This window comes from Kocuria sp. WN036 (assembly GCF_002287015.1).
In the GTDB taxonomy this organism is placed as follows: Bacteria; Actinomycetota; Actinomycetes; order Actinomycetales; family Micrococcaceae; genus Kocuria; species Kocuria rosea.
Map to the genome: position 1 here is coordinate 69,664 of NZ_NSKF01000012.1, position 21,716 is coordinate 91,379.

Here is a 21,716-nt window from a genome sequence, read left to right on the forward strand (position 1 = left end):
CCCGACCGGCCCCTGAACGAGTGTTCTCGGTGACAACGTGAGCCCCCTGACGTGTTGTCCTGGACCAAAGTCTAGGCACCGCGGCGGACACTTTACAGACGCAAATCAGGGGACGTCCGCCCCGGCCGGACGCGGGTCCGGCGCGTCCCCGGGGGCGCTACACCTCGTCCCGGCCGCACACCCGGCACAGCTTCCAGACGTTCGTGTCCCCGTGGCGCTCGAACACCACCCGGCTGACCAGGGCCTGGATCAGGGCGAGCCCGCGGCCGGACTCGCGGTGCTCCTGCGCCATGGCCCCCGTGAGGTCGACCTGCGCCGGTGCGGCGCCAATCTCGTAGATCCTCGCCTCCAGCCGGTGGGGGTCCGCGACCAGGTCCACGGAGAGCTCGATCGGGTCCTCCGCCGCGGGTACCGCGTGCACCACCACGTTGCCGGCCGCCTCCACGACCGCGAGCGTGAAGGCCATCCGGTCGGTCTCGGGCACGAACGCGGCCTCCCCCCACAGCGCGTCCAGGTCCTCGTGCAGGGCGTCCACCGTCAGGGCGGTGGCCGGGCCCCGGCGCGAGCGGCGGGCCGTGGGCTCAGTCATCGGCGAAGGCCGCGTCGGCGGTGTCGTAGGGGGTCAGGACGCGGTGCATGCTGGTGAGCTCGAGGACCATGCGGACCTGGGGGCGGACGTTCGCGATCCGCAGGTCGCCGCCGGCCTGACGGGCCAGCTTGAGGCACCCGATGAGGGCGCCCAGACCGGACGAGTCCATGAACTCGGTGCCGCCGAGGTCGACCACCACGTGGTTGTTGCCCTCGTCGACGACCTTCGCCACGACCTCCCGGAGCTTGGGCGCTCCCACCATGTTGAGCCGTCCGGTGCCCGTGATATGGGCGAACCTCGGCTTCTGCTCAATCGTGAACTGCATCGGCACTCCTCTCCTCGGGCTCGAAGCCCGTGTATCTCGCGGCGGTGACGAGCACGCTCAGCACCACCAGGTCGAAGGCGACCCAGGCCACGTTGACCAGGGTTCCCACCGGTTCGTTCAGCCCCACCGCCAGCCGGGCGGTCCCCACCAGGAGGGCCGCGGCCAGCAGCCCCATCACCACCAGCTGCGGGCGGATGAGGTGCCAGGCCGGACCGGCGTCCTGCCGCACCTTGGGCGTGACGGCGAAGCCGAGGGGGCGGCCGAACCAGACGTTGCGGGCGGCCGTGGTGCACGCCCTGATCCAGATGGGGAACAGCGCCAGGCTGTACTGCTGGCCGCGCCAGGTGGGGATGCCCCGGCCCACCACGAGGAACAGCAGCTGGTTCACCACCATGAAGGGGATGAAGCGGACGAAGAAGTCCCAGCTGAGGCTCGTGACGGGGAGGATGCCCAGCACCAGGTACACGATGGGCGCGGCGAAGTAGACGACGGCCGCGAAGCCGGACAGGTAGCTCCACATCGTGGCGAAGTACATGAGCCGCTGGCCCCACCCCAGCCGGCGCTGCAGCAGCGGGTTCTCCCGGAGCAGCACCTGCACCGTGCCCTGCGCCCAGCGCAGGCGCTGGGTGAGCATGGTCTTCAGGTCCTCGGGGGCCAGGCCGTGGGCGAGGACCTCGTGGTGGTAGACGCTGCGCCAGCCCAGGCCGTGCAGGCGCATCGCGGTGGCCATGTCCTCGGTGACCGAGATCGTCGCCAGCGGCATCACCGGCTGGGCCTCGCCGGGCCGGTCCACGGAGACCGCCTCGAGCACCTCCCGCACCGGTTCCACGGCGGCCAGCGGGGACAGGTCGCGGCGGGACATCCGGTCCACGGCGGAGGCGAGCTCGTCCGGCCACACCATGCCGTCCTCGGGGGGAAGGTCCAGGGCGGCGATCGAGGCCAGGTCCGCCTCGATCTGGGAGAAGTCCTGCGTGACGGTGCGCCGGGCCGCCGCGTCCACCTCGCGCTGCAGGCGGTAGGTCAGCTCGGTCAGGGGGGCGCCGGCCTTCAGCTCGGCGCGGGCCCGCTCGGTGGCGGCCTCGACGTCGTCGAGCATGCCGGCAACGACGGGGTTCGCGGCCTCCGGGGACCGTCGCGCCCTCCGCAGGGCGGCCCGGGTGCGGGCGAGGGACTCCTTCACGTCCTGCTCGACCTCCTGGACGTAGCCGGAGAGGCCGAGCTGCATGAGCGCCTCGCGGCGCAGGATCGCGTTGGAGCCGCAGAAGAAGGCGGCGTTCCAGCCGTCCTTGCCCTGCTGGATGGGGCCGTAGAACAGGGGGGCCTGGCTGCCGAGCGGATCGTGGTCCGGCACGTTGACGAACCACTGCGGCGTCTGCACGAGCGCCACCCTGCGGTCGTTGAACCAGCCCAAGGTCCGGTCCAGGATCTCCGGGGCCGGGACCTGGTCGGCGTCGAGGATCAGCAGGAACTCGCCCTGGGTGAGCATCAGGGCGTTGTTGAGGTTGCCGGCCTTGGCGTGGCGCGGCCGGTCGGTCCAGTCCTCGCTGCGCGTCAGGTAGCCCAGCCCGTGCTCGGCGGCGAGCGCCTCGAGCTCGGGGCGGGCCCCGTCGTCGAGGATCCACGTGCTGTGCGGGTGCCGGATGGCCTGCGCCGCCAGGGCGGTGCCCATCACGAGGTCGAGGGGCTCGTCGTAGGTCGTGATGAACACGTCCACGGTGGCGCCCGCGGGCGGGGCGCCGGCCTCCCCGCGCCGCCGGAGCCGCCAGACGGTGAGCCCGAACAGCGAGACGTCGATCAGGCTGTACGTCTCGGCGAGCACCAGGGGAACGGCGATCCACCACGCCGACCAGTTCAGCGACTCGAGCCAGCGCCAGGCGATGTAGTTGACGCCCAGCAGGAGGGTCAGGACGACCAGGAGCCGGACGAGGAAGCGGTTCACGGGGCGGACCGGCGGCGGACGACCACGGCGGTGACGTCGTCGGTGCGGGTCTCCTCGCCGGCGAGGTCGAGGACCGCGGTGCAGGCGGACGCGGCGTCCTCGTGGCGGGAGACCACGTCCGCGACCGCCTGCACGGCGTCGTCGACGTCCTCGTACGCGTCGAGGAGGCCGTCGCTGACGACGACGAGGGCGTCGCCGGGCGCGAGCACGATCCGGCCGGGCACCCACTGCGTCCCGGGCACCGCCCCCACCGGGGGGCCGCCCGGGCGCAGCCGGTCGATCCCGTCCGCGCGCACGTGCAGTCCCAGCCCGTGGCCCGCGTCGACGTACTCCACGACCCCGTCGGCCGTGTCCAGGCGGGCGTGGAAGAGCGTGACGAAGGAGTCGGAGTGGGCGAGGTCGTGCTCGAGGTGCCGGCAGGTGTCGCCGAAGGCCTGCGCCATGTCCGGCTGCCCGGCCGCGGAGCGCAGCACGGCGCGCACGGTGGCGGCGATGAGCGCGGCCCCCATGCCCTTGCCCATGGCGTCGGCCAGCGAGACCTGGAGCCCGCCCTCGGTCGTGTACCAGTCGAAGAAGTCCCCGCCCACGCTGCGGGACGGCCGGCACGCCCCGGCCACGTCGTAGCCGGGCACGGCCGGGGCGGCGGCGGGCAGCAGGCTGCGCTGGACCTCGGCCGCGCGGCGCAGCTCCTCGGCGTCGGCCTGCTCCGCCCGGGCGCGCGGCCGGCGGAACATCGCCTCGATCCTGGCCTGCAGCTCCCGGGGGCTGAACGGCTTGCTGATGTAGTCGTCCGCCCCGCGCTCGAGGCCCTCCAGCCGGTCGATCTCGCCCGGGCGCGCCGTGACCATGAGCAGGTAGGCGTCCGAGAACTGCCGGACCCGTCGGCAGACCTCCAGCCCGTCGAGGTCCGGGAGGCTGAGGTCCAGGGTGATGAGATCGGCGCCGTCGCGGCGCACGGCCTCGATGCCCTCGAGGCCGGTCGCGGCGGTCGTCACGGTGAAGCCGCGCATGCCGATGGTCTGGGCGAGGAGGTTGCGGATGTCGTCGTGGTCTTCGATCACGACGGCACGGCGACCCTGGGGGGAGGGGGTCATGGACCCATTAAGCCGCTATTCTTTGCAATTGTCATCCCGACCCCCCGAGGGTGACGCACCCAGTCGGAAGAGTTCTCCCGTGGACCGCTTGCTCACCGTCCTCTCCCTCGACCGGATCAGCTTCCACGAGCTGTCGATGCGCCGGCGCGTGCTCCTCAGCCAGCTGCCGCTGTTCGTCACGACCGTCGTCCTCGTCGCCGGGATCTGGGTGGTCCACGAGCCGCTGCGGGGCGACCTGCGGGTGCAGCTGGCCCTGGCGCTCACGGTGGCGCTGACGGCCCTGTGCGTGCTGGTGCCGTGGGACCGGCTGCCCTACGGGGCGTTCCTGGCCGTCCCGGTCCTGGACTTCGTCCCCATCACCCTGCTGCGGGAGGGCACGCTGAGCACGGTGACCGGGGTGGGCATCATGGCCGCGTTCCCCGTCATCTGGCTCACCGGCTCCGGGCGGCTGCCCCGGGCGTCCGCCCCGCTGGGGTTCGTCCTGACCCTCGCCATGGTGTGGGTCCCGCTCCTGGTCCCGTCCCGGCCGCTGAGCGCGCAGCTGCTGACGGCCCCGCTGCTGATCCCCGTCATGCTGCTGGGCATCGGGCTCACCGTCCAGGTGCTGTCGAACAGCATGGAGCGCCAGAACGCCGAGCTCGAGGCCAAGGACGCCGAGCTGCGCCGGCTGCTGGGCGTGACCGCGCGGCGGGAACGGCTGCTGAACACCGTCCTGGACACGGTGGACGTGGGCGTGCTGGCGATCGACGAGCACGGCCACGACATCCTCATGAACCGCCGCCAGCACCGGATCCACGAGCTCTCGCTGCCCGAGGGGGTGCGGGACGGCGCCGAGGCGGACCTGCGGGTCTACGCGGACGGGGACGGGACGCCGCTGCCCGTGGACCGGCGTCCCGCCCGCCGCGCGATCCGCGGCGAGTCCTTCTCCGACGCCCTGGTCTGGGCGGGGGAGCCGCCCCTGCAGCGGGTGCTCTCCGTGTCCGCCCGCGTGCTCCGGGACGAGGACGGCGGGACCGAGGGCTCCGTCCTGTCGTTCAACGACGTGACCGAACTGGTGGCGGCGCTGCAGGCCAAGGACGACTTCGTGGCCGGCGTCTCCCACGAGCTGCGCACGCCCCTGACGTCCATCCGCGGCTACACCGAGCTCCTGGCCATGGACGAGCGGCTCCCCGGGCACGTCCGCTCCGGGCTGGAGGTCGTCGAGCGCAACGCCGACCAGCTGCTCGTCCTGGTCGAGGACCTCCTCCGCACCGCGGGCCCCGTCCTGGCGCTGCAGCCGGCGGAGGCCGACCTCGTCCAGGTGGTCCAGCAGTCCGTCGCGGCGGCCGGGCTCCGGGCCGTCGAGGCGGGGGTGGACCTGCGGGTCGACGCCCCGCCCCGCCTCGTGCTGGCCTGCGACCCCGTGCGCCTGGGGCAGGTGCTCGACAACCTGCTCTCGAACGCCATCAAGTACTCCCCGGACGGCGGGCCGGTGACGGTCCGGGTGGTCCGGACCGGGACGACCGTGCAGGTGCAGGTGGCGGACCGCGGCATGGGGATGCGCCCGGAGGACGCCGAGCACGTGTTCGGCCGGTTCTTCCGCAGCAGCAACGCCCGGATGAGCGCCATCCCGGGCCTGGGCCTGGGCCTGGCGGTCGTGCACGAGATCGTCGAGCGCCACGGCGGCACCATCCGCTGCGAGAGCGCCCCGGGGGAGGGGACGGTCTTCACCCTGACCCTCCCCATGGCCGGACCGGCGGGGGCGGAGGACCCCGGCCGGGCGGAGCAGGACGGATCAGCGGCTGTACTCCAGGCGGACCGAGTTGTCGTCGGGCAGCACCAGGACCGTGCTGCCGGCGACCGTCCACTGCTCGGGCAGGAGGAAGTACCGGCCGCCCCGCAGCGTCAGGAGCCGTAGCCCGTCGTAGCGGTGGAGCGGGTCGTCGGGTCCGCCCAGCTCCTCCGCACGGACCCCGGGCAGGCCGATGTGCAGGGGCTTCTCGCTGTAGACGACCGTCCGCGGCATCGTCCCCAGCTCCTCCTCGAGGTCGTGGGCCAGGGCCCGTCCCATGGCCTCGGCCACCGACGACGTGCCCCAGAACACCAGGAGCGCGACCACGGACAGCAGCGCGAAGCTCCGCAGGAGCGGCCGCTCGGGCGCGGTGGGCCGCTCGTCACGGGCGGTGACGCGCCGCCGCAGACCGGCGGCCCAGGCGGCGGCGAGGACGCACAGCGCCATGGCGAAGGGGATCACCCAGGCCTCCTCCTCCGGCACGGCGCCGCCCAGGAGCCGCACCGCGACCGCCAGCCCGATGAAGAACCACGTCCCCCGGCGCGCCCACCGCGCCACCGGGGCGCTCCCGGACCGGCGGGCACGGGCCTCCACGCGCTCGCGCACCCGGCGGTCCAGCCAGATCCCGCCGAGCACGGCCACGGCGATCCAGAGGAGCTGGACGTACAGCGAGCCGATGCTCAGCAGCAGGTAGTCCTGGGTGGTGTAGCCGAAGAGGTTCGCGTCCAGGCCCATCTCCCGGGCCTGGGCGCCGGCGCGGACCCAGCCGAAGTAGACCAGCAGGGCCGTCAGCAGGCTCACCCCCACGCCCAGCTTCGAGACCGCCTGGAAGAGCCGCCCCCAGAGCGGGGACCCGTCCGGCTCCTGCTCCGCCACCGTGGCTCCTAGAGTGTGGGTGGAGCGGTGGGCGCGGGTGCCGGGGCGGGCGCCGGCGGGGGGTCGGGACAGGCGGCGGCCGGCACCTGGTACACCAGGTAGCCCTGCCCGCCGACCGGCCAGTCCGCGTCCGAGACGGTCACCGGGACGGGGCCGGCGACGTCCGACGGCGGGGCGCGGAAGAACAGGCTCCCGTTGCCCTGCTGCACCGGCACGACCGCGGCGCCCACCGACACCGCGCGGATGTCCTCCGGCGGCACCCACTCGAGGTTGCCCTGCAGGAAGACCGGTGCGCCGCCGCAGGTGGACACGGGGATCTCCAGGCCCTCGACACCGGGGGCCAGCGGCGAGAGGAGGCCCTCCAGCACGAGGGGGCAGGCCGTGCCGTCGGGAACCTGCAGCTCCGGGACCGCCTCCGGTGCCCGGCGGTGGAACTCGACCAGCCGCCGCAGGCCCGCCACGGTCTCCTCCTCCCAGCAGCCGGCGGGCGCCGGGACGGCGGCCAGGGCGTCCTCGCCCTGCCGCCACAGCTCGGGGTCGTTGGTCGTGGCGGCCTCGCACAGGAGGGCGCCGGCGCGCGGGACGGGCTGGGCCCGGGACGCGAGCAGCTGCTCGTCGCCGCAGTCCCCGTCCTTCAGGGGGTCGTACCACAGCGGGGTGCCCTCCCCGGTGGGCCCCATGCGGAGCCAGGTCAGGACGCGGGACACCCGGGGCCCACTCGGTGCGGGCGAGGCCGGGGAGGCCGTGTCCGGGGGAGGAGCCGTCTCCGGCGGAGGACCGGGGGAGGGGCCGCAGGCGGACGTCACCAGGGCCGCTCCGGCGAGGACGAGCAGGCCGAGGCGCTGTCGGGAACGGAGTTGCATGGTGCACCGCCCAAGTGGTCCGTGGCGGCCGATCGCGCCCGGTTGCCTCAGCGTACGGCGGGTCCCGCCCGGCGAACACGACTGTGACCAGGGGGGACGCGACTGTGACGGCCGGTGCGCACCGCCCGTCGCGCGGGATCGCGGGGTGAGGGCCGGCGGCGGGGCGGGACGAGCTCGGGGCGGGACGACGAAGGCTCCGGACCCAGGGGGTCCGGAGCCTTCGTCCGGTGGGAGCCTCCTGTCGGAATCGAACCGACGACCTTTTCATTACGAGTGAAACGCTCTACCGACTGAGCTAAGGAGGCGTGCACGCGGCCGTCCGGGACGGCCTCAGTGCAGGTGAAACTGTAGCAGAGAGCGCGGGGGCGTCCCCAATCGGCGGGGCCGGGCGCGGTGCGCGCGTTCCCCGGGAGTTCACCGGCTCTTCGGCTCCCCGGCCTTACCGGCCCGCAGGGCCGGGGCGCAGCATGGACGGACACGACGACGGGGCCGGCCGCTGCGGTCCGCCCGGAACAGGAGCAGCCCAGTGCGCACACCGGACGGCGGCATCGCGCCGGATCTCGAGCTGGCCTTCCTGGACATGTCCGGGACCGTGTTCCACGACAACGGGATCATGGAGCGGGCCTTCGAGCGCACCGTGACCGGTCTCGGCGTCGACCCCGGCTCGGAGCGGTTCCGGCAGATGCTCCACCACGTCCGGGACACGCTGGGCCAGTCGAAGGCGGGAGTGCTCGAGCAGCTGTTCGCGAGCGACCCCCACCGGGCACGGCAGGCGGTCCGGGACTTCGAGCGCCACCTCGACGAGCTGCTGGCCACCGAGGGGGTCATTCCCGTGGAGGGCGCGGAGCAGGCCGTCACGGCGCTGCGCGAGGCGGGCCTGCGGGTCTGCCTGGCCACCGGCTACAACCGGCACAGCCTGAACACGCTCCTCGAGCAGCTCGGCTGGACGGGTCTCGCGGATCTCAGCCTGTGTCCCTCGGACGCGGGGCGCGGACGACCCTGGCCGGACATGGTGCTCACCGCCGTGCTGGCGCTCGACCTCGGCGACGTCCGCCGGGTCATGGTGGTGGGGGACACCGCGGCGGACGTGCAGGCCGGCCTGCGGGCCGGCTCCGCCGCGGTCGTCGGCGTCCGCACGGGCGCGCACGACGCCGCGTCCCTGCGCGCGGCCGGCGCCCACGTGGTGGTCGACTCGGTCCGGGACCTCCCCGGACTCGTCCGCACGCCGGTGCCCGGCGCGCGCTGACGCCCACCGCGCCGGCACCGGTCGCCCGGGTCGCGGCGGATCAGGAGCAGGTCGTCCCCTCCGCGGGGAGCTCGCCCTCCAGCAGGTAGGCGTCCACGGCGTCCTGCACGCAGCGGTTGCCGGCCGTGTAGGCGGTGTGGCCGTAGCTGTCGTAGGTCAGCAGCCGGGCGCTGTCGAGCTGCTCCACGAGGGCCTCGGACCAGTGGTAGGGGGTCGCGGGGTCGTGGGTGGTGCCCACCACGAGGACGGGATCGGCGCCGGCGGCGTCGAGCGGCTCCGGCAGGCCCGCCGGGTCGACCGGCCATCCCTGGCACGCGGCGTCGCCGTAGCCCAGGTACGGGCCGAAGGTCGGGGCGACCCGCTCGAGCTCCTCCTGGTGCCGGGCCATCTGCTCCGCCGTGACCGTCCCGTCGGGCCGGTCGAGGCAGTTCACGGCCGTGAACGCCATGGTGGTGTTGCTCGTGTACCGGCCCTCGGCGTCGCGCCCGTGCGTGGCGTCCGACTGGGCGAGCAGCGCGGAGAAGTCGCCGTCGAAGGCGGCGCCCAGGGACTCGTTGAGCGTCTCGTAGCCGGTGGTCGCGTAGAGGGGCCCCAGGATGCCCTCGACCACGTTGGTGGCGGTGACCCGCCGGCCGTCGGCGGCGGTCACGGTCTCCTCCTCGACGGAGGCGATGAGCTCCTGGATCCGGGTCATCGCCTCATCCATGGAGACGTCGGCCACCACGCAGTCCCGGATCTCGAACTGGCACTGCTGCACCCAGTGGCGCAGGTTGTCCTCGAAGCCCTCGGCCTGGTCAGCGGTGGCCTCCATGTCGCTCAGGGTGGGGTCCACGCCGCCGTCGAGCACGAGCCGGCCGACCCGGTCGGGGAACAGGTCGGCGTACACCGCGCCGAGGTGGGTGCCGTAGGAGAAGCCCAGGTAGGTCGTCCGCTCGTCGCCGAGCACGGCCCGGAGCACGTCCATGTCCCGGGCGGCGCTCACGGTGTCCATCTGCGCCACGAGCTCGCCGGAGTCCTGCACGCACGCGGCGCCGAGCTGTTCGTACTCCTCCTGGATCTGCTCGACCGGCTGCTCCTCGGGGTCGAACATCGGCTCGGCGCGCCACGCGTCCAGCTCCGCGTCGTCGAGGCACTCGATGCCCTCGGAGCGGCTCACCCCGCGCGGGTCGAAGCCCACGACGTCGTAGGCCTCGCGCACGTCGCCGGTGACCGTGTACTGCGCGTAGAGCATCGCGTCCACCCCGGAGGCGCCGGGCCCGCCGGGGTTGAGGAGCAGGCTGCCGCGGGCGTCCCCGCCTGCGGGCAGGCGGGACATCACCACGGTGGTGGTCGCCCCGCCGGGGTCGGCGTAGTCGAGGGGCACCTCGACGTCGGCGCACTGGAGGTCGTCCTGCGCGCCGTTGGTCTTTACCTCGAACGTGCAGTCCCCCCAGGTGACGGTCTGCGTGTAGTAGCGCTGGAGCTCCTCGGGGGTGCCCTCGACGACGGCGCCGGTGGCGCCCCCGGAGGTCGGCTCGCCCGTGGCGCCGGCCCCCAGGGACGAGCAGCCGCTCAGGAGCAGGCCGGTCGCGGCCAGCGCGGCCGTGACGGGCAGGAGGGCGCGGCGCGAGGGGGCGGCACGGCGGGTCATGGGGCTCCTCGAGGGGGTGGGGGGATGGGGGTCGGGGGCGGGGTCAGAGCAGGGAGACGGCCATGGCCTCGAAGGCCAGCTGCGCGCTGACGTTGGTGCGGATCCGGTCCCGGGTCCGGCTGATCACGTCGATGCGGTGCAGCGTCCGCTCGGGGGTCGAGTTGGACGCGTGGTCCTGCAGCTGCTGGGCCAGGTGCTCGTTGACCAGGGCGGAGCCCGTGCGCAGCTGGAGGGTCAGGACGTCGCGGTAGAAGGTGGTGAGGTCGATGAGGAAGCGGTCGAGGGTGTCCGTCTGGATCCGCCGGGACCGGCGCTTCTGGTCGGCCTCGAGCCGGTTGAGGGCTCCGCGGATGGCCGGCGGCACCCGTCCGGACTCCGGCGCGCCCAGGGCCACGAGCAGCTGCTTGCGCTCCGCCTCGTTGCGGGACTCGGCGTCCGCCTGGGACTCCTCCACGGCGATCTTGTGCAGCCGGTCCGCGGCGCGCACGGCGTCCGGCACCCCGGACAGCTTCAGCGGCATGGACACGACCTCCTGCCGCCGGGTGCGGGCGTCGTCGTAGAGGGCGAGCCGCTTCGCGATCCCCACGTGGGACTGCGCCAGCCGGGCGCTCTCCTCCGCGCGCTGCCGGGGCACCCCGTGCCGGCGGATCAGCAGCTCGGCCACGTCCGCCACGGCGGGCACGTTCAGCGTGGCCGGGCGGCAGCGGGAGCGGATGGTCACGAGCACGTCCATCGGGCTCGGGGCGCACAGCAGCCAGATGGTGTTGGGCGGGGGCTCCTCGATGGCCTTGAGCATCACGTTCGAGGTGCGCTCCGCCATGCGGTCGGCGTCCTCGACCACCATGACGCGCCAGCGGCCCACCGAGGGCCGGTCCTGGGCGCGGACCACGAGCTCGCGGGCCTCCTCGATGGTGATCTGCGGGTTCTCCGTGACGAAGTGGGTGAGGTCCGCGTGCGAGCTGGCCAGGACCGTGCGGCACGCGTGGCACTGCCCGCACCCGCGCTCGACGGGGTCCTCCTGCTCGCACAGCAGGGCCGCGGCGAACGCGAGCGCCGCGTTGGAGCGCCCCGAGCCGGGCGGACCGGTGAACAGCCAGGCGTGGGTGGGCCGGTCCTCCTGGGCGGCGCGCCGCAGCTGCGCCACCACGGCGTCCTGGCCCAGCAGCTGGTCCCACACGCTCACGCGCCCACCTTCGCGGCCCGGGCGGAGCGGGCGAGCCCGGTGAGGCGCTCGCGCACGGCGGCCGAGAGCTCCCCGGCCGGCCGGGTGGCGTCGAGCACCAGGTAGCGCTCCGGAGCCCGGCCGGCGAGCTCGAGGAACGCCGCCCGGTTCGCGTCGTGGAAGGCGTCGGGCTCGGTCTCCAGGCGGTCGCCCGCGGTGCCGTCACGGGCCTCCCGGCGGGTCCGCCCCGTGCCGGCCGGGACGTCGAGCAGCACGGTGAGGTCCGGGACGAGCCCGGCCGTGGCCCACGCGTTGAGCTCCGCGACGCGGTCCAGGCCGAGGCCGCGCCCGGCGCCCTGGTAGGCGGCGGAGGAGTCGGCGAAGCGGTCGCAGACCACGGTCCGGCCGGCGGCGAGCGCGGGGCGGATGAGCTGGGCGACGTGGGCGGCGCGGGCCGCGGCGAAGAGCAGGGCCTCGGCGCGGGCGTCGACGGGCCCGTGCGCCGGGTCCAGCACGAGCTCGCGCACCCTCTCGCCCAGCGGGGTCCCCCCGGGCTCCCGGGTGCGCAGGGTGTCGTGCCCCTCGGCGCGCAGGGCGTCCACGAGCAGGCCGACCTGGGTGGACTTCCCGGCGCCGTCCCCGCCCTCGAACACCACGAAGAGCCCGCGCCCGGACGGCGCGGGGGAGGACGCCGCGGCGGAGGCGGGCGGCGGGGCGGGGGCCGGTGGGGAGGTCACGGTCCCAGCCTATCCACCCGCGCGGACAGCGCCGCCGGTGCGCGCGCGGCTGGGGACGCCGCGGGCCGATAGCCTGGGGCCATGACTGCGCGCCCCGAGACCCCGCCCGCCCACGGCTCCGCCGACCTCCGCCCGGACACCGTGCTGGTCGCGGGCGGGCGGCCCGCACCGGAGCACGACGCGCCGGTCGGCCCGTCCATCGTCCTCACCTCCACCTACCGGGGCTCCGCCGGGCTCGACGCCGAGGACCGCACCTACGGGCGGTTCAGCAACCCCACGTGGGAGGACCTCGAGGACGTGCTGGCGCGGCTCGAGCGGGCGGAGCTCCCCGCACTGGCCTACGCCTCGGGACTGGCCGCCGTCGCGTCGGTGCTCTCGCTCGTCCCGGCGGGCGGTCGCCTGGTGCTGCCCCGGCACAGCTATCAGGGCTCCCTGGCCCTGGCCGCGGACCTCGAGGCCCGCGGGCTGCTCACCGTGCGGACCGTGGACGTCACGGACACCGAGGACGTGGTGGCCGCGCTCGACGCCGCCGACCTGCTCTGGCTCGAGAGCCCCACCAACCCCATGCTGGAGGTCGCCGACCTCCCCGCGCTGCTCGCGGCGGCCCGCGAGCGCGGCGTGCTCACGTGCGTGGACAACACCTTCGCCACCCCGCTGCTGCAGCGCCCGCTGGAGCACGGCGCGGACATCGTGGTGCACTCCGTGACCAAGTACCTGGCGGGGCACTCCGACGTCGTCCTGGGGGCCGCCGTCACCTCCGACCCTGCCCTGCGGACCCGGCTGAAGGGGCACCGCTCCCTGCACGGCGCGGTCCCGGGGCCGTTCGAGGCGTGGCTCGCGCTGCGGGGGATGCGCACCCTGGCGGTGCGGGTCGAGCGCTCCGCGGCCACCGCTGGGGAGCTCGCCCGCCGCCTCCAGCAGCACCCGGCCGTGCGCGAGGTCCGCTACCCGGGCCTGCCCGGGGACCCCGGGCACGCCCGTGCCGCCGCGCAGATGGACGGCTTCGGCTCGATCGTGGCGATCGTGCCCGCGGGGGACGCCGCGGCCGTCGAGGCGGCCGTGGACGCCCTGCGCGTGTGGACCCCCGCGACCTCGCTCGGCGGGGTGGAGTCGCTGATCGAGCGGCGGCGGCGGCACCACGAGGAGCCGCCCAGCGTCCCGGAGACGCTGCTGCGCCTGTCGGTGGGCATCGAGAACGTCGAGGACCTCTGGGAGGACCTCGACCGCGTCCTGTGCGCGATCGACCGGTAGGCTGGACGGCGTGGACATTCCCTGGGTCTTCTTACTCGTGCGCTTCATCGACATCGCGCTGGCACTGGTCGTCGCCGGTCTGGCCGTGTGGGCCTTCGTGGACTGCCTGACCAAGGCGCCGGTGCAGTTCCAGCGCGCCTTCAAGCGCACGAAGGGCTTCTGGCTCGCGCTCACGGGCGGCTCCCTCGCGTTCACGGTCTTCACGCTGATGCTGCTGCGGCCCAGCCTGTTCGTCCTGCTCATCGCGGGCACGGCCGTGGGGGTCTACCTGGCCGACGTCCGCCCGGCCGTGGGCCTGGAGTCCAAGGGCCCCAACAACTGGTGACCGCCGGGCGCGCGGCGCCCGGCCCCGCGACACGGGGCGCCCGTGACGCCGGCTTGTCCCGCGCCGCCGCCCGGGTGGAAGAATGGCCCCATGGCTACCGAATCAGCACCGCACAAGCTCGTCCTGCTCCGGCACGGACAGTCCGACTGGAACGAGAAGAACCTGTTCACCGGGTGGGTGGACGTGGACCTGACCGAGAAGGGGCGGGAGGAGGCCGTCCGCGGCGGTGAGCTGCTCGTCGAGAAGGGGATCGCCCCGGACGTCCTGCACACCTCGCTCCTGCGCCGGGCCATCACCACCGCCCACCTCGCGCTGGACCGGGCGGACCGGCACTGGATCCCCGTGAAGCGGTCGTGGCGGCTCAACGAGCGCCACTACGGTGCGCTGCAGGGCAAGGACAAGACCCAGGTCCGCGACGAGTACGGCGACGAGCAGTTCATGACCTGGCGCCGCTCCTACGACGTCCCGCCGCCCGAGCTGGAGGACTCGTCCGAGTTCTCGCAGGCCGGCGACCCCCGCTACGCGGACGTGCCGGACGCGCCCCGTACCGAGTGCCTCAAGGACGTCCTGGACCGCTTCATGCCGTACTGGGGGCAGGAGATCGTCCCCGATCTGCAGGCCGGCCGGACCGTCATCGTCGCGGCCCACGGCAACTCCCTGCGCGCCCTGGTGAAGCACCTCGACGGCATCTCGGACGAGGACATCGCGGCGCTGAACATCCCCACGGGCATCCCGCTCTACTACGAGCTCGACGAGAACCTCCGCCCGCTCGTGGCCGGCGGCGAGTACCTCGACCCCGAGGCCGCCGCGAGCTCGATCCAGGCGGTCGCCAACCAGGGCAAGAAGTAGTCCCGGAAGGCTCCCGCCCACGGACAGGGGCCGGGTCCACCGTGCTGGTGGACCCGGCCCCTGTCCTGTGCCCGGGCGCGGCTCGGCCGGCGCCCGGGCGGGGGCTCACTCGCCCCCGTCGCGGCCCACGTGGCCGTGGCCGGTGGGGCGGTCGGAGCTCGCCGGGACCCAGTCCCCGGTCACCAGGTAGGAGACCTTGCGGGTCACCGAGACCCCGTGGTCCCCGATGCGCTCGAGGTACCGGGAGCACAGGGTGACGTCCACGGCGGTGGGCACCGACGAGTCCCAGCTCGGCGCGGCGAGCGCGTCGAAGACGGACTGGTGCAGCTGGTTGACCTCGCCCTTGAGCGAGTAGATGTCGTCGGCGAGGGAGAGGTCCCGGGTCTGGAGCACCTGGATGACCCGGTCCAGGATCTGCAGGTCGAGGTCGAACATCCGGGTGAACGTCTCCACGAGCGGCTCGGGGATGACCGGCTCGGGATAGCGGATGCGCACCGCCTGGGCCAGGTGCCGGGCGAGGTCGCCGGCACGCTCCAGGGAGGCGCTCATCCGCAGCGCGCCCACGATCATCCGCAGGTCCGAGGCCACGGGGCTCTGCAGCGCGAGGATGTCGATCGAGCGCTCGTCGAGGTCGTTCTGCAGGAAGTCGATCCGGGCGTCGTTGGAGATGACCTCCTCGGCGAGCTGGATGTCCGCGTCGAGGAGCGCGTCCTTGGCGCGGGCGAGGGCCTCGCGCACCAGGGTCGCGATCTGGATGAGCTCCTCGCCGACCTGGTGGAGTTCTGCCTGGAAAACCTTGCGCACGGATGCGTCCTTTCGAGATGCGGCGGCGTCCGCGGCAGCCGCGGCCGGGGTGCGGCGCGGAGCGGGACGGATGACGTGGGGGCCGGGTGCGAGCACACCCGCCGCCACCGTCACAGCCAGGAGTGAACTTTCGCTCATCTTAGGATGAACGTTGGTTGAACCTGTAGCTCGGGACGCCCGGCACGGGGTCCCCGCGCCCCCGAGTGCCTAAGCTGGTTCCGTGAGTCCAACTGCCATCGCCGTCGCCGCGGGTCTGCTCGGCTTCGCCCTCGGGGTGAGCGGTCTGATCGCCCTCCGGGTGAGCGGACGGGGCCGCCGCGCCCGCGCCGACGTCCAGGAGCCCACGCTGCCCGACGGCACCGCGGACGTGCTCGCGGTGATCGGCCGCGCCTACGTGGTGGTGGACGGGGTCGACGGCGTGGTGCGCGCCTCCCCGGCCGCCTACGCCTTCGGACTGGTCCGCGGGCACACCGTGGTGCACGAGCAGATGCTCGAGATGATCCGCCGGGCCCGGCGCAGCGGCGTGATCGAGGAGCGGCGGGTCGAGCTGTCCCGCGGACCGTTCCAGACGGGCGCGGTGGTGCTCGACGTCCGGGTGGCCCCCATCGCGGAGGAGTACATCCTGCTGCTCGCCGACGACCAGACGGAGATCGTCCGGGCGCAGTCGATCCGCAACGACTTCGTCGCCAACGTCTCGCACGAGCTGAAGACCCCCGTGGGGGCGATCGGGCTGCTCGCCGAGGCGATCGAGGACGCGGCCGAGGACGAGGAGGCCGTGCGCCGCTTCGCCCAGCGCCTGCACAAGGAGTCAGCCCGGCTGACCGCCCTCGTCCAGGACATCATCGAGCTCTCCCGCCTGCAGGGCGCGGACGTGGTCACCGAGGGCCGGCCCGTGGACCTCAACCAGGTGATCGCCGACGCCGTGGACCGCAACCGGTTCCCGGCCGAGAACAAGGGCATCGAGATCGCGGTGGGCGGGCGCGTCACCCGGCCCGTGTTCGGCGACCCCGACCTGCTCGTCACCGCGCTGCGCAACCTCATCGACAACGCGGTGCACTACTCCCCGGAGGGCACCCGCGTGGGCGTCGGCGTCCGGGAGCGGGACGGGATGGCCCAGATCTCGGTGACCGACCAGGGCCCGGGCATCCCCGAGGACGAGCAGGACCGGATCTTCGAGCGCTTCTACCGCGTGGACGCGGCCCGCTCCCGCCGGACGGGCGGCACCGGGCTCGGACTGAGCATCGTCAAGCACGTCATGTCCCAGCACGGCGGCGAGGCCACCCTGTGGTCGCAGCCGGGCCGCGGCTCCACGTTCACCCTCAGCATCCCCCAGATCGAGGGCGCCGACGACCCCGGGGGGACCGCACAGCCGGTCCCCGGCGCGACCGCCCGCCCGGTGCCGCAGCAGGCACCACCCCGCCCAGACGCATCGACCCCACGGCCCGCCGCCCCCGCGGCGCGCGCCGGGAGCACGGAGGACCGACAGTGACCCGCATCCTGATCGTCGAGGACGAGGAGTCCCTCAGCGACCCGCTCTCCTACCTGCTGGGGAAGGAGGGGTTCGAGGTGGAGGTCGTCGACAACGGCGTGGACGCCGTGGCGGAGTTCGACCGGTCCGGGGCCGACCTGATGCTGCTGGACCTCATGCTCCCCGGGCTGTCCGGCACCGAGGTGTGCCGGCAGGTGCGGCAGCGCTCCTCCGTGCCGATCATCATGCTCACGGCCAAGGACGCCGAGATCGACAAGGTGGTCGGGCTCGAGCTCGGCGCCGACGACTACGTCACCAAGCCGTACTCGTCCCGGGAGCTCGTGGCCCGGATCCGAGCGGTCCTGCGCCGGCAGGGAGAGCCCGAGGAGCTCGTCTCGGCGACCGTGCAGGCCGGTCCCGTGCGGATGGACATCGAGCGGCACGTGGTCAGCGTGCACGGGGAGCGGGTGGCCATGCCGCTCAAGGAGTTCGAGCTGCTGGAGATGCTGCTGCGCAACGCCGGGCGCGTGCTGACCCGAGGGCAGCTCATCGACCGGGTCTGGGGCTCGGACTACGTGGGGGACACCAAGACCCTCGACGTCCACGTCAAGCGCCTGCGCGCCAAGATCGAGCCCGATCCCTCCGCCCCGCGGCACCTCGTGACGGTGCGGGGCCTCGGCTACAAGTTCGAGGGCTGAGCCGGCGCCCCGGCAGACGGAAGGGCCCGGAACCCCGAGGGGTTCCGGACCCTTCCGCTCGTGCGCGCCGGTGGGAGTCGTCAGTGGCCGCTCTCCTGGCCCACCATCTCCTCGACGGGCACGGGCGTGTTGGAAGGGTTCGCCGGGGTGCTCGGCGCGCCGCCGGGGATGAACTCGGCGTAGCGGGAGAAGGTGTGGTCCAGGACCGGGACCCGCTCGGTGAGGGACTCGCCGCCGGCGGTGAACTCGGTCTCGACCATGAGACCCGGCTCGGCGCCGGCACGGTCCACGGTCACGACCGGGTCGTCCTGGTCGAGGTCCACGGTGCCGCCGGCGGGGATCTGCACCTCGGCGGTGGCGCCGTCGACGTCCATCGACAGCGTGACGTCCTGGTCGCCGTCGTTCACCAGGGTGCCCAGCACGCGACCCTCCTGGTCGGCGCCGGTGGCCACGATCAGCACGTTGGCCAGCTTGACGTCCCCGACCTGCTCCACGATGCCGTCCGCGGCCGAGTACACCATGGTCGTGGCCGGCGGGTTGATGTAGGCGCATCCGGCGGTGGTCAGCAGGGCGGCCGCGGCGGCGGCACTCAGGCCTGCGCGACGCAGCTTCTGGCGGGCGGCGATCTTCACGGCGCGTACTCCTCGGGAGCTCAGGACGATGTCCCGACCAGCTTATCCGTTTGCCGACGGATCGTCCGCATCGACGGGCCCCCGGTCCCCGCCCGCCCCGGATCGGCGAATCCTACACCGTGTTAGAATGGAAGTTCTGAAAGGGGTATTTCCATATGGTTTTTGAGGTTGGCGAGACGGTTGTCTACCCGCACCACGGCGCGGCGACCATCGAGGAGATCAAGACCCGCACCGTCAAGGGCGAAGAGAAGATGTATCTCAAGCTCAAGGTGACCCAGGGGGATCTGGTGATCGAGGTACCCGCGGAGAACGTCGACCTGGTGGGCGTGCGCGACGTCGTCGACGAGGACGGGCTCAAGAAGGTCATCTCGGTCCTGCAGGCGAAGGACACCGAGGAGGCCAGCAACTGGTCCCGGCGCTACAAGGCCAACCTCGAGAAGCTCGCCTCCGGCGACGTGCTCAAGGTCGCCGAGGTCGTGCGCGACCTCTGGCGCCGCGACCGCGACCGCGGGCTCTCGGCGGGGGAGAAGCGGATGCTGACGAAGGCCCGCCAGATCCTCACCTCCGAGCTGGCGCTCGCCAAGAAGATCGACGAGGAAGAGGCCGAGAAGCGCCTCGACGACATCCTGGCGTCCTGACCGACCCGTGAGCGGGAACGCACCACGGTCCACCACGGCGAACCCGCCCTCCCCGGAGGGCGGGTTCGCCGTCGTCGTCGTGGCGGCGGGCTCCGGCACACGACTCGGGCACGGCATCCCCAAGGCCCTGGTGGCCCTCGACGGCCGCCCCCTCCTGGAGCACGCGCTGCGGGGCATCCGGTGCGCCGGGCTGACCGGGCCCATGCTGGTGACCGTCCCGGCCGGGGACGTCGAGCTCTCCGCGACCGCCCGGGCGCACGGCGCGCGACCCGTGACCGGCGGCGCCTCCCGCGCGGAGTCCGTGCGCGAGGCGCTGACCGAGCTCGCGCGGTCCGAGCCCGCCTGCACCGCGGTGCTCGTCCACGACGCCGCCCGCTGCCTCACCCCGCCCGAGGTCTTCCGCACCGTCGTGGACCGGCTGCGCGCCGGGGAGCGCGCCGTGGTCCCCGTGCTGCCCGTGGCGGACACGATGCGCCGGGTGGACGACGCCGGACGGTCGCTCGGCACCGTGGACCGCACGATGCTGCGCGCGGTCCAGACCCCGCAGGGCTTCGACCTCGCCCTGCTCCGGTCGGTGCACCGCGCCGCCGCGGAGGCCGGGACGGACCCCGGGTCCGTCACCGACGACGCCTCCCTCGTGGAGGCGCACGCCCCGGGGGCCACCGTGTTGACGGTGCCCGGCCACGAGCACGCCTTCAAGATCACCCGCCCGCTCGACCTGGTGCTGGCCGAGGCCGTCCTGCGCGGCCGCGCACCGGGCACGGACGCGGCGGTGCCCGTCACCGCCGCTCCTACCCCCGGCCCTCACCCCGATCTGCTCGACCCCGAGGAGCCCTGACCCGTGATCCTGCCCCGCACCGGCATCGCCGTCGACGTCCACGCCTTCGGGCCCGAGGGCACCCCGCTGTGGGTCGCGGGCCTCGAGTGGCCGGGGGAGCGCGGTCTCGCCGGGCACTCGGACGGGGACGTCGTGGCCCACGCCGCCGCCGACGCCCTGTTCTCGGCCTCCGGCACGGGCGACCTGGGCGCCAACTTCGGCGTGGACCGCCCCGAGCTGGAGGGCGCGTCCGGGGTGCGGATCCTCACGGAGGCGGCCCGGATCGTGCGGGAGGCCGGCTTCGAGATCGGCAACGTGGCCGTGCAGCTGATCGGCAACCGGCCGCGGTTCGCGCCGCGACGGGCCGAGGCCGAGGCCGTGCTCACCGCCGCGGCCGGCGCGCCCGTCACGGTCAGCGCCACGACCTCCGACCGGCTCGGGCTCACGGGCCGCGGGGAGGGCCTCGCGGCCGTGGCCACCGCTCTGGTCGTGCCCGCGGACGCGCGCCGGGCCTGACCGGGGCGCCACCGCCCGCCCTTATGATGGGCCGTGTGACTCTGCGCTTCTACGACACCGCCACCGCGACCGTGCGGGACTTCGCGCCCGCCCACCCCGGCGAGGCCCGTCTGTACTACTGCGGCGCCACGGTCCAGGGCATGCCGCACATCGGCCACGTCCGCTCGGCCCTGGTCTTCGACCAGCTCGCCCGGTGGCTCGCCCACCGCGGCTACCGGGTCACCACCGTGCGCAACGTCACCGACATCGACGACAAGATCCTCGCGAACTCGGCCGCGTCCTTCGCCCCCGACTACGCCGGCGACCACCCCCGCGAGCCGTGGTGGGCGCTGGCCTACCGGTTCGAGCAGGCGTTCAACGCCGCCTACGACGCCATCGGCGTCGGCCGGCCCACCTACGAGCCGCGCGCCACGGGCCACGTCCCCGAGATGCACGCCCTGATCCGCACCCTCGTCGACGCCGGGCACGCCTACCCGGCGCCGGACGGCTCCGGGGACGTCTACTTCGACGTCCGCTCCTGGGAGCGCTACGGCGAGCTCACCCACCAGTCGGTCGACGACATGCAGGACGCCCCCGACGCCGACCCCCGCGGCAAGCGGGACCCCCGCGACTTCGCCCTGTGGAAGGGGCACAAGGCGGGCGAGCCCGAGACCGCCCGCTGGGACTCGCCCTGGGGCGCCGGCCGGCCCGGCTGGCACCTCGAGTGCTCGGCCATGGCCGCGAAGTACCTCGGCGAGCACTTCGACATCCACGGCGGCGGACTGGACCTGCGCTTCCCCCACCACGAGAACGAGCTGGCCCAGTCGGCGGCGGCCGGGCAGCGGTTCGCGACGCTCTGGCTGCACAACGGGCTGGTCACCTACGCGGGCGAGAAGATGTCCAAGTCGATCGGCAACACCGTCTCCCCGGCGGAGATGCTCGCCGAGGCCCGGCCGCTGGCCGTGCGCTACTACCTCGGCCAGGCCCACTACCGCTCCGTGCTGGACTACCGGCCCACCTCCCTCGCCGAGGCCACGGCCGCGGTCGAACGGGTCGAGTCCTTCCTGCGCGCGGCCCGGGACGCCGGCGCCGACCTCGACGGGGCGGCCGGGGACGTGCCGCCCGCCTTCGGCGACGCCATGGACGACGACCTCAACGTGCCACAGGCCCTCGCCGTCCTGCACGAGACCGTCCGCGCCGGCAACTCCGCGCTCGCCGACGGCCTGGACGCCGCCGCGCCCGCCCGGGCGGTGCGCGCCATGACCGACGTCCTCGGCCTGACCGCGCTCATGGACCTCGGGGACGCCGCCGGGAACGCCGCCGAGCACGCGGCCCTCGACGCCCTCGTGCGCTCGCTGCTGGCCCAGCGCGACCAGGCCCGCGCCGCCAAGGACTGGGCCCGGGCCGACGCCCTCCGGGACGAGCTCGCCGCCGCCGGCGTCGCGGTGCGCGACGCCGCCGGCGGATCCACCTGGTCCGTGGCCTGACCGGGCCGCACCACACCGAC

General features: G+C 74.0%; 21 protein-coding genes and 1 tRNA gene. 11 read left to right on the plus strand and 11 right to left on the minus strand.

What is annotated here, in order from left to right; genetic code table 11:
* Nucleotides 1-157 precede the first annotated feature (157 nt).
* Genes CK505_RS09380 through CK505_RS09395 form a run of 4 tightly spaced genes read right to left on the minus strand, consistent with a single transcriptional unit; the run spans nucleotide 158 to nucleotide 3,947 of the window.
* Nucleotides 158-589, minus strand: coding sequence for an ATP-binding protein (locus tag CK505_RS09380; RefSeq protein ID WP_095650896.1), 432 nt, complete (start codon nucleotides 587-589; stop codon nucleotides 158-160).
* On the minus strand, nucleotides 582-914 hold the full coding sequence (locus CK505_RS09385) for an STAS domain-containing protein (protein WP_095650913.1): 333 nt from the start codon (nucleotides 912-914) through the stop codon (nucleotides 582-584). Before CK505_RS09385 ends, CK505_RS09380 begins: the two co-directional genes overlap by 8 nt.
* Complete coding sequence (locus CK505_RS09390; protein WP_095650897.1) at nucleotides 898-2,853, minus strand: glycosyltransferase family 2 protein; 1,956 nt, start codon at nucleotides 2,851-2,853, stop codon at nucleotides 898-900. The genes CK505_RS09385 and CK505_RS09390 overlap by 17 nt, the downstream gene beginning before the upstream one ends.
* Nucleotides 2,850-3,947 carry a PP2C family protein-serine/threonine phosphatase gene (locus CK505_RS09395; protein ID WP_017831978.1) on the minus strand — a complete coding sequence of 366 codons (1,098 nt, stop codon included), beginning with the start codon at nucleotides 3,945-3,947 and terminating at the stop codon, nucleotides 2,850-2,852. Before CK505_RS09395 ends, CK505_RS09390 begins: the two co-directional genes overlap by 4 nt.
* Before the next feature lie 79 nt (nucleotides 3,948-4,026).
* Between CK505_RS09395 and CK505_RS09400 the strand changes: the two genes are divergently transcribed.
* Nucleotides 4,027-5,844, plus strand: coding sequence for a cell wall metabolism sensor histidine kinase WalK (locus CK505_RS09400; RefSeq protein WP_255250921.1), 1,818 nt, complete (start codon nucleotides 4,027-4,029; stop codon nucleotides 5,842-5,844).
* 758 nt (nucleotides 5,845-6,602) lie between these two features.
* On the opposite strand, the gene CK505_RS09405 is transcribed toward CK505_RS09400, so the two are convergent.
* Both CK505_RS09405 and CK505_RS09410 read right to left on the minus strand, forming a co-directional pair.
* Nucleotides 6,603-7,301, minus strand: a complete 699-nt coding sequence (locus CK505_RS09405) for a hypothetical protein (protein WP_095650899.1) — start codon at nucleotides 7,299-7,301, stop codon at nucleotides 6,603-6,605.
* 388 nt (nucleotides 7,302-7,689) lie between these two features.
* Nucleotides 7,690-7,762, minus strand: a tRNA-Thr gene (locus tag CK505_RS09410).
* Nucleotides 7,763-7,983: 221 nt separating this feature from the next.
* Here CK505_RS09410 and CK505_RS09415 point away from each other — a divergent pair.
* On the plus strand, nucleotides 7,984-8,703 hold the full coding sequence (locus tag CK505_RS09415; protein ID WP_017831974.1) for an HAD-IA family hydrolase: 720 nt from the start codon (nucleotides 7,984-7,986) through the stop codon (nucleotides 8,701-8,703).
* A 40-nt stretch (nucleotides 8,704-8,743) separates the two neighbouring features.
* On the opposite strand, the gene CK505_RS09420 is transcribed toward CK505_RS09415, so the two are convergent.
* The 3 genes from CK505_RS09420 to tmk are packed head-to-tail and all read right to left on the minus strand — an operon-like array spanning nucleotide 8,744 to nucleotide 12,232.
* Nucleotides 8,744-10,333, minus strand: coding sequence for an alpha/beta hydrolase (locus tag CK505_RS09420; protein ID WP_095650900.1), 1,590 nt, complete (start codon nucleotides 10,331-10,333; stop codon nucleotides 8,744-8,746).
* Between the two features lie 43 nt (nucleotides 10,334-10,376).
* Nucleotides 10,377-11,516 carry a DNA polymerase III subunit delta' gene (locus CK505_RS09425; RefSeq protein WP_095650901.1) on the minus strand — a complete coding sequence of 380 codons (1,140 nt, stop codon included), beginning with the start codon at nucleotides 11,514-11,516 and terminating at the stop codon, nucleotides 10,377-10,379.
* Nucleotides 11,513-12,232, minus strand: coding sequence for a dTMP kinase (gene tmk, locus CK505_RS09430; RefSeq protein ID WP_095650902.1), 720 nt, complete (start codon nucleotides 12,230-12,232; stop codon nucleotides 11,513-11,515). The genes CK505_RS09425 and tmk overlap by 4 nt, the downstream gene beginning before the upstream one ends.
* A gap of 81 nt (nucleotides 12,233-12,313) precedes the next feature.
* Here tmk and CK505_RS09435 point away from each other — a divergent pair, with 81 nt between their 5' ends.
* From CK505_RS09435 to CK505_RS09445, 3 genes are all read left to right on the plus strand, one after another.
* Nucleotides 12,314-13,483 (plus strand): PLP-dependent aspartate aminotransferase family protein, encoded by a 1,170-nt coding sequence (locus CK505_RS09435; RefSeq protein WP_095650903.1) that lies wholly within the window; start codon nucleotides 12,314-12,316, stop codon nucleotides 13,481-13,483.
* 10 nt (nucleotides 13,484-13,493) lie between these two features.
* The gene (locus CK505_RS09440) at nucleotides 13,494-13,808 is read left to right on the plus strand and encodes a DUF2516 family protein (RefSeq protein WP_229587767.1); all 315 of its coding nucleotides are present in this window, start codon (nucleotides 13,494-13,496) and stop codon (nucleotides 13,806-13,808) included.
* A 90-nt stretch (nucleotides 13,809-13,898) separates the two neighbouring features.
* The gene (locus tag CK505_RS09445; RefSeq protein ID WP_095650904.1) at nucleotides 13,899-14,657 is read left to right on the plus strand and encodes a phosphoglyceromutase; all 759 of its coding nucleotides are present in this window, start codon (nucleotides 13,899-13,901) and stop codon (nucleotides 14,655-14,657) included.
* Between the two features lie 105 nt (nucleotides 14,658-14,762).
* Here CK505_RS09445 and phoU read toward each other — a convergent pair whose 3' ends face one another.
* Nucleotides 14,763-15,461 carry a phosphate signaling complex protein PhoU gene (gene phoU, locus CK505_RS09450; RefSeq protein WP_017831967.1) on the minus strand — a complete coding sequence of 233 codons (699 nt, stop codon included), beginning with the start codon at nucleotides 15,459-15,461 and terminating at the stop codon, nucleotides 14,763-14,765.
* A gap of 220 nt (nucleotides 15,462-15,681) precedes the next feature.
* On the opposite strand from phoU, the gene CK505_RS09455 reads away from it, so the two are divergent.
* Nucleotides 15,682-16,950, plus strand: a complete 1,269-nt coding sequence (locus CK505_RS09455) for a cell wall metabolism sensor histidine kinase WalK (RefSeq protein WP_095650905.1) — start codon at nucleotides 15,682-15,684, stop codon at nucleotides 16,948-16,950.
* The gene (locus CK505_RS09460; RefSeq protein ID WP_035926161.1) at nucleotides 16,947-17,627 is read left to right on the plus strand and encodes a response regulator transcription factor; all 681 of its coding nucleotides are present in this window, start codon (nucleotides 16,947-16,949) and stop codon (nucleotides 17,625-17,627) included. The genes CK505_RS09455 and CK505_RS09460 overlap by 4 nt, the downstream gene beginning before the upstream one ends.
* An 80-nt stretch (nucleotides 17,628-17,707) precedes the next feature.
* Here the strand turns inward: CK505_RS09460 and CK505_RS09465 are convergent, their stop codons facing one another.
* A complete protein-coding gene (locus CK505_RS09465) occupies nucleotides 17,708-18,259 on the minus strand; it encodes a hypothetical protein (protein WP_017831964.1) in 552 nt (183 codons plus the stop codon).
* A gap of 155 nt (nucleotides 18,260-18,414) precedes the next feature.
* On the opposite strand from CK505_RS09465, the gene CK505_RS09470 reads away from it, so the two are divergent.
* From CK505_RS09470 to cysS, 4 genes are read left to right on the plus strand one after another with little or no spacing between them, the layout of a single operon-like run.
* Nucleotides 18,415-18,897 (plus strand): CarD family transcriptional regulator, encoded by a 483-nt coding sequence (locus CK505_RS09470; RefSeq protein ID WP_017831963.1) that lies wholly within the window; start codon nucleotides 18,415-18,417, stop codon nucleotides 18,895-18,897.
* A gap of 7 nt (nucleotides 18,898-18,904) precedes the next feature.
* Entirely contained in the window at nucleotides 18,905-19,735 is an 831-nt protein-coding gene (gene ispD / locus CK505_RS09475) for a 2-C-methyl-D-erythritol 4-phosphate cytidylyltransferase (protein ID WP_095650906.1), read from the plus strand.
* A 3-nt stretch (nucleotides 19,736-19,738) separates the two neighbouring features.
* Nucleotides 19,739-20,230: a 2-C-methyl-D-erythritol 2,4-cyclodiphosphate synthase gene (gene ispF / locus CK505_RS09480; RefSeq protein ID WP_017831961.1), complete on the plus strand. Its 492-nt coding sequence runs from the start codon at nucleotides 19,739-19,741 to the stop codon at nucleotides 20,228-20,230.
* 35 nt (nucleotides 20,231-20,265) lie between these two features.
* Nucleotides 20,266-21,696 (plus strand): cysteine--tRNA ligase, encoded by a 1,431-nt coding sequence (cysS, locus tag CK505_RS09485; RefSeq protein ID WP_017831960.1) that lies wholly within the window; start codon nucleotides 20,266-20,268, stop codon nucleotides 21,694-21,696.
* Nucleotides 21,697-21,716 lie beyond the last annotated feature (20 nt).

Excerpts from the sequence above, each read along its gene's own strand:
- CK505_RS09380 (WP_095650896.1), bottom strand. The coding sequence starts at position 589 with ATGACTGAGCCCACGGCCCGCCGCTCGCGCCGGGGCCCGGCCACCGCC.
- CK505_RS09385 (WP_095650913.1), bottom strand. The coding sequence starts at position 914 with ATGCAGTTCACGATTGAGCAGAAGCCGAGGTTCGCCCATATCACGGGC.
- CK505_RS09395 (WP_017831978.1), bottom strand. The coding sequence starts at position 3,947 with ATGACCCCCTCCCCCCAGGGTCGCCGTGCCGTCGTGATCGAAGACCAC.
- CK505_RS09420 (WP_095650900.1), bottom strand. The coding sequence starts at position 10,333 with ATGACCCGCCGTGCCGCCCCCTCGCGCCGCGCCCTCCTGCCCGTCACG.
- CK505_RS09435 (WP_095650903.1), top strand. The coding sequence starts at position 12,314 with ATGACTGCGCGCCCCGAGACCCCGCCCGCCCACGGCTCCGCCGACCTC.
- CK505_RS09445 (WP_095650904.1), top strand. The coding sequence starts at position 13,899 with ATGGCTACCGAATCAGCACCGCACAAGCTCGTCCTGCTCCGGCACGGA.
- CK505_RS09470 (WP_017831963.1), top strand. The coding sequence starts at position 18,415 with ATGGTTTTTGAGGTTGGCGAGACGGTTGTCTACCCGCACCACGGCGCG.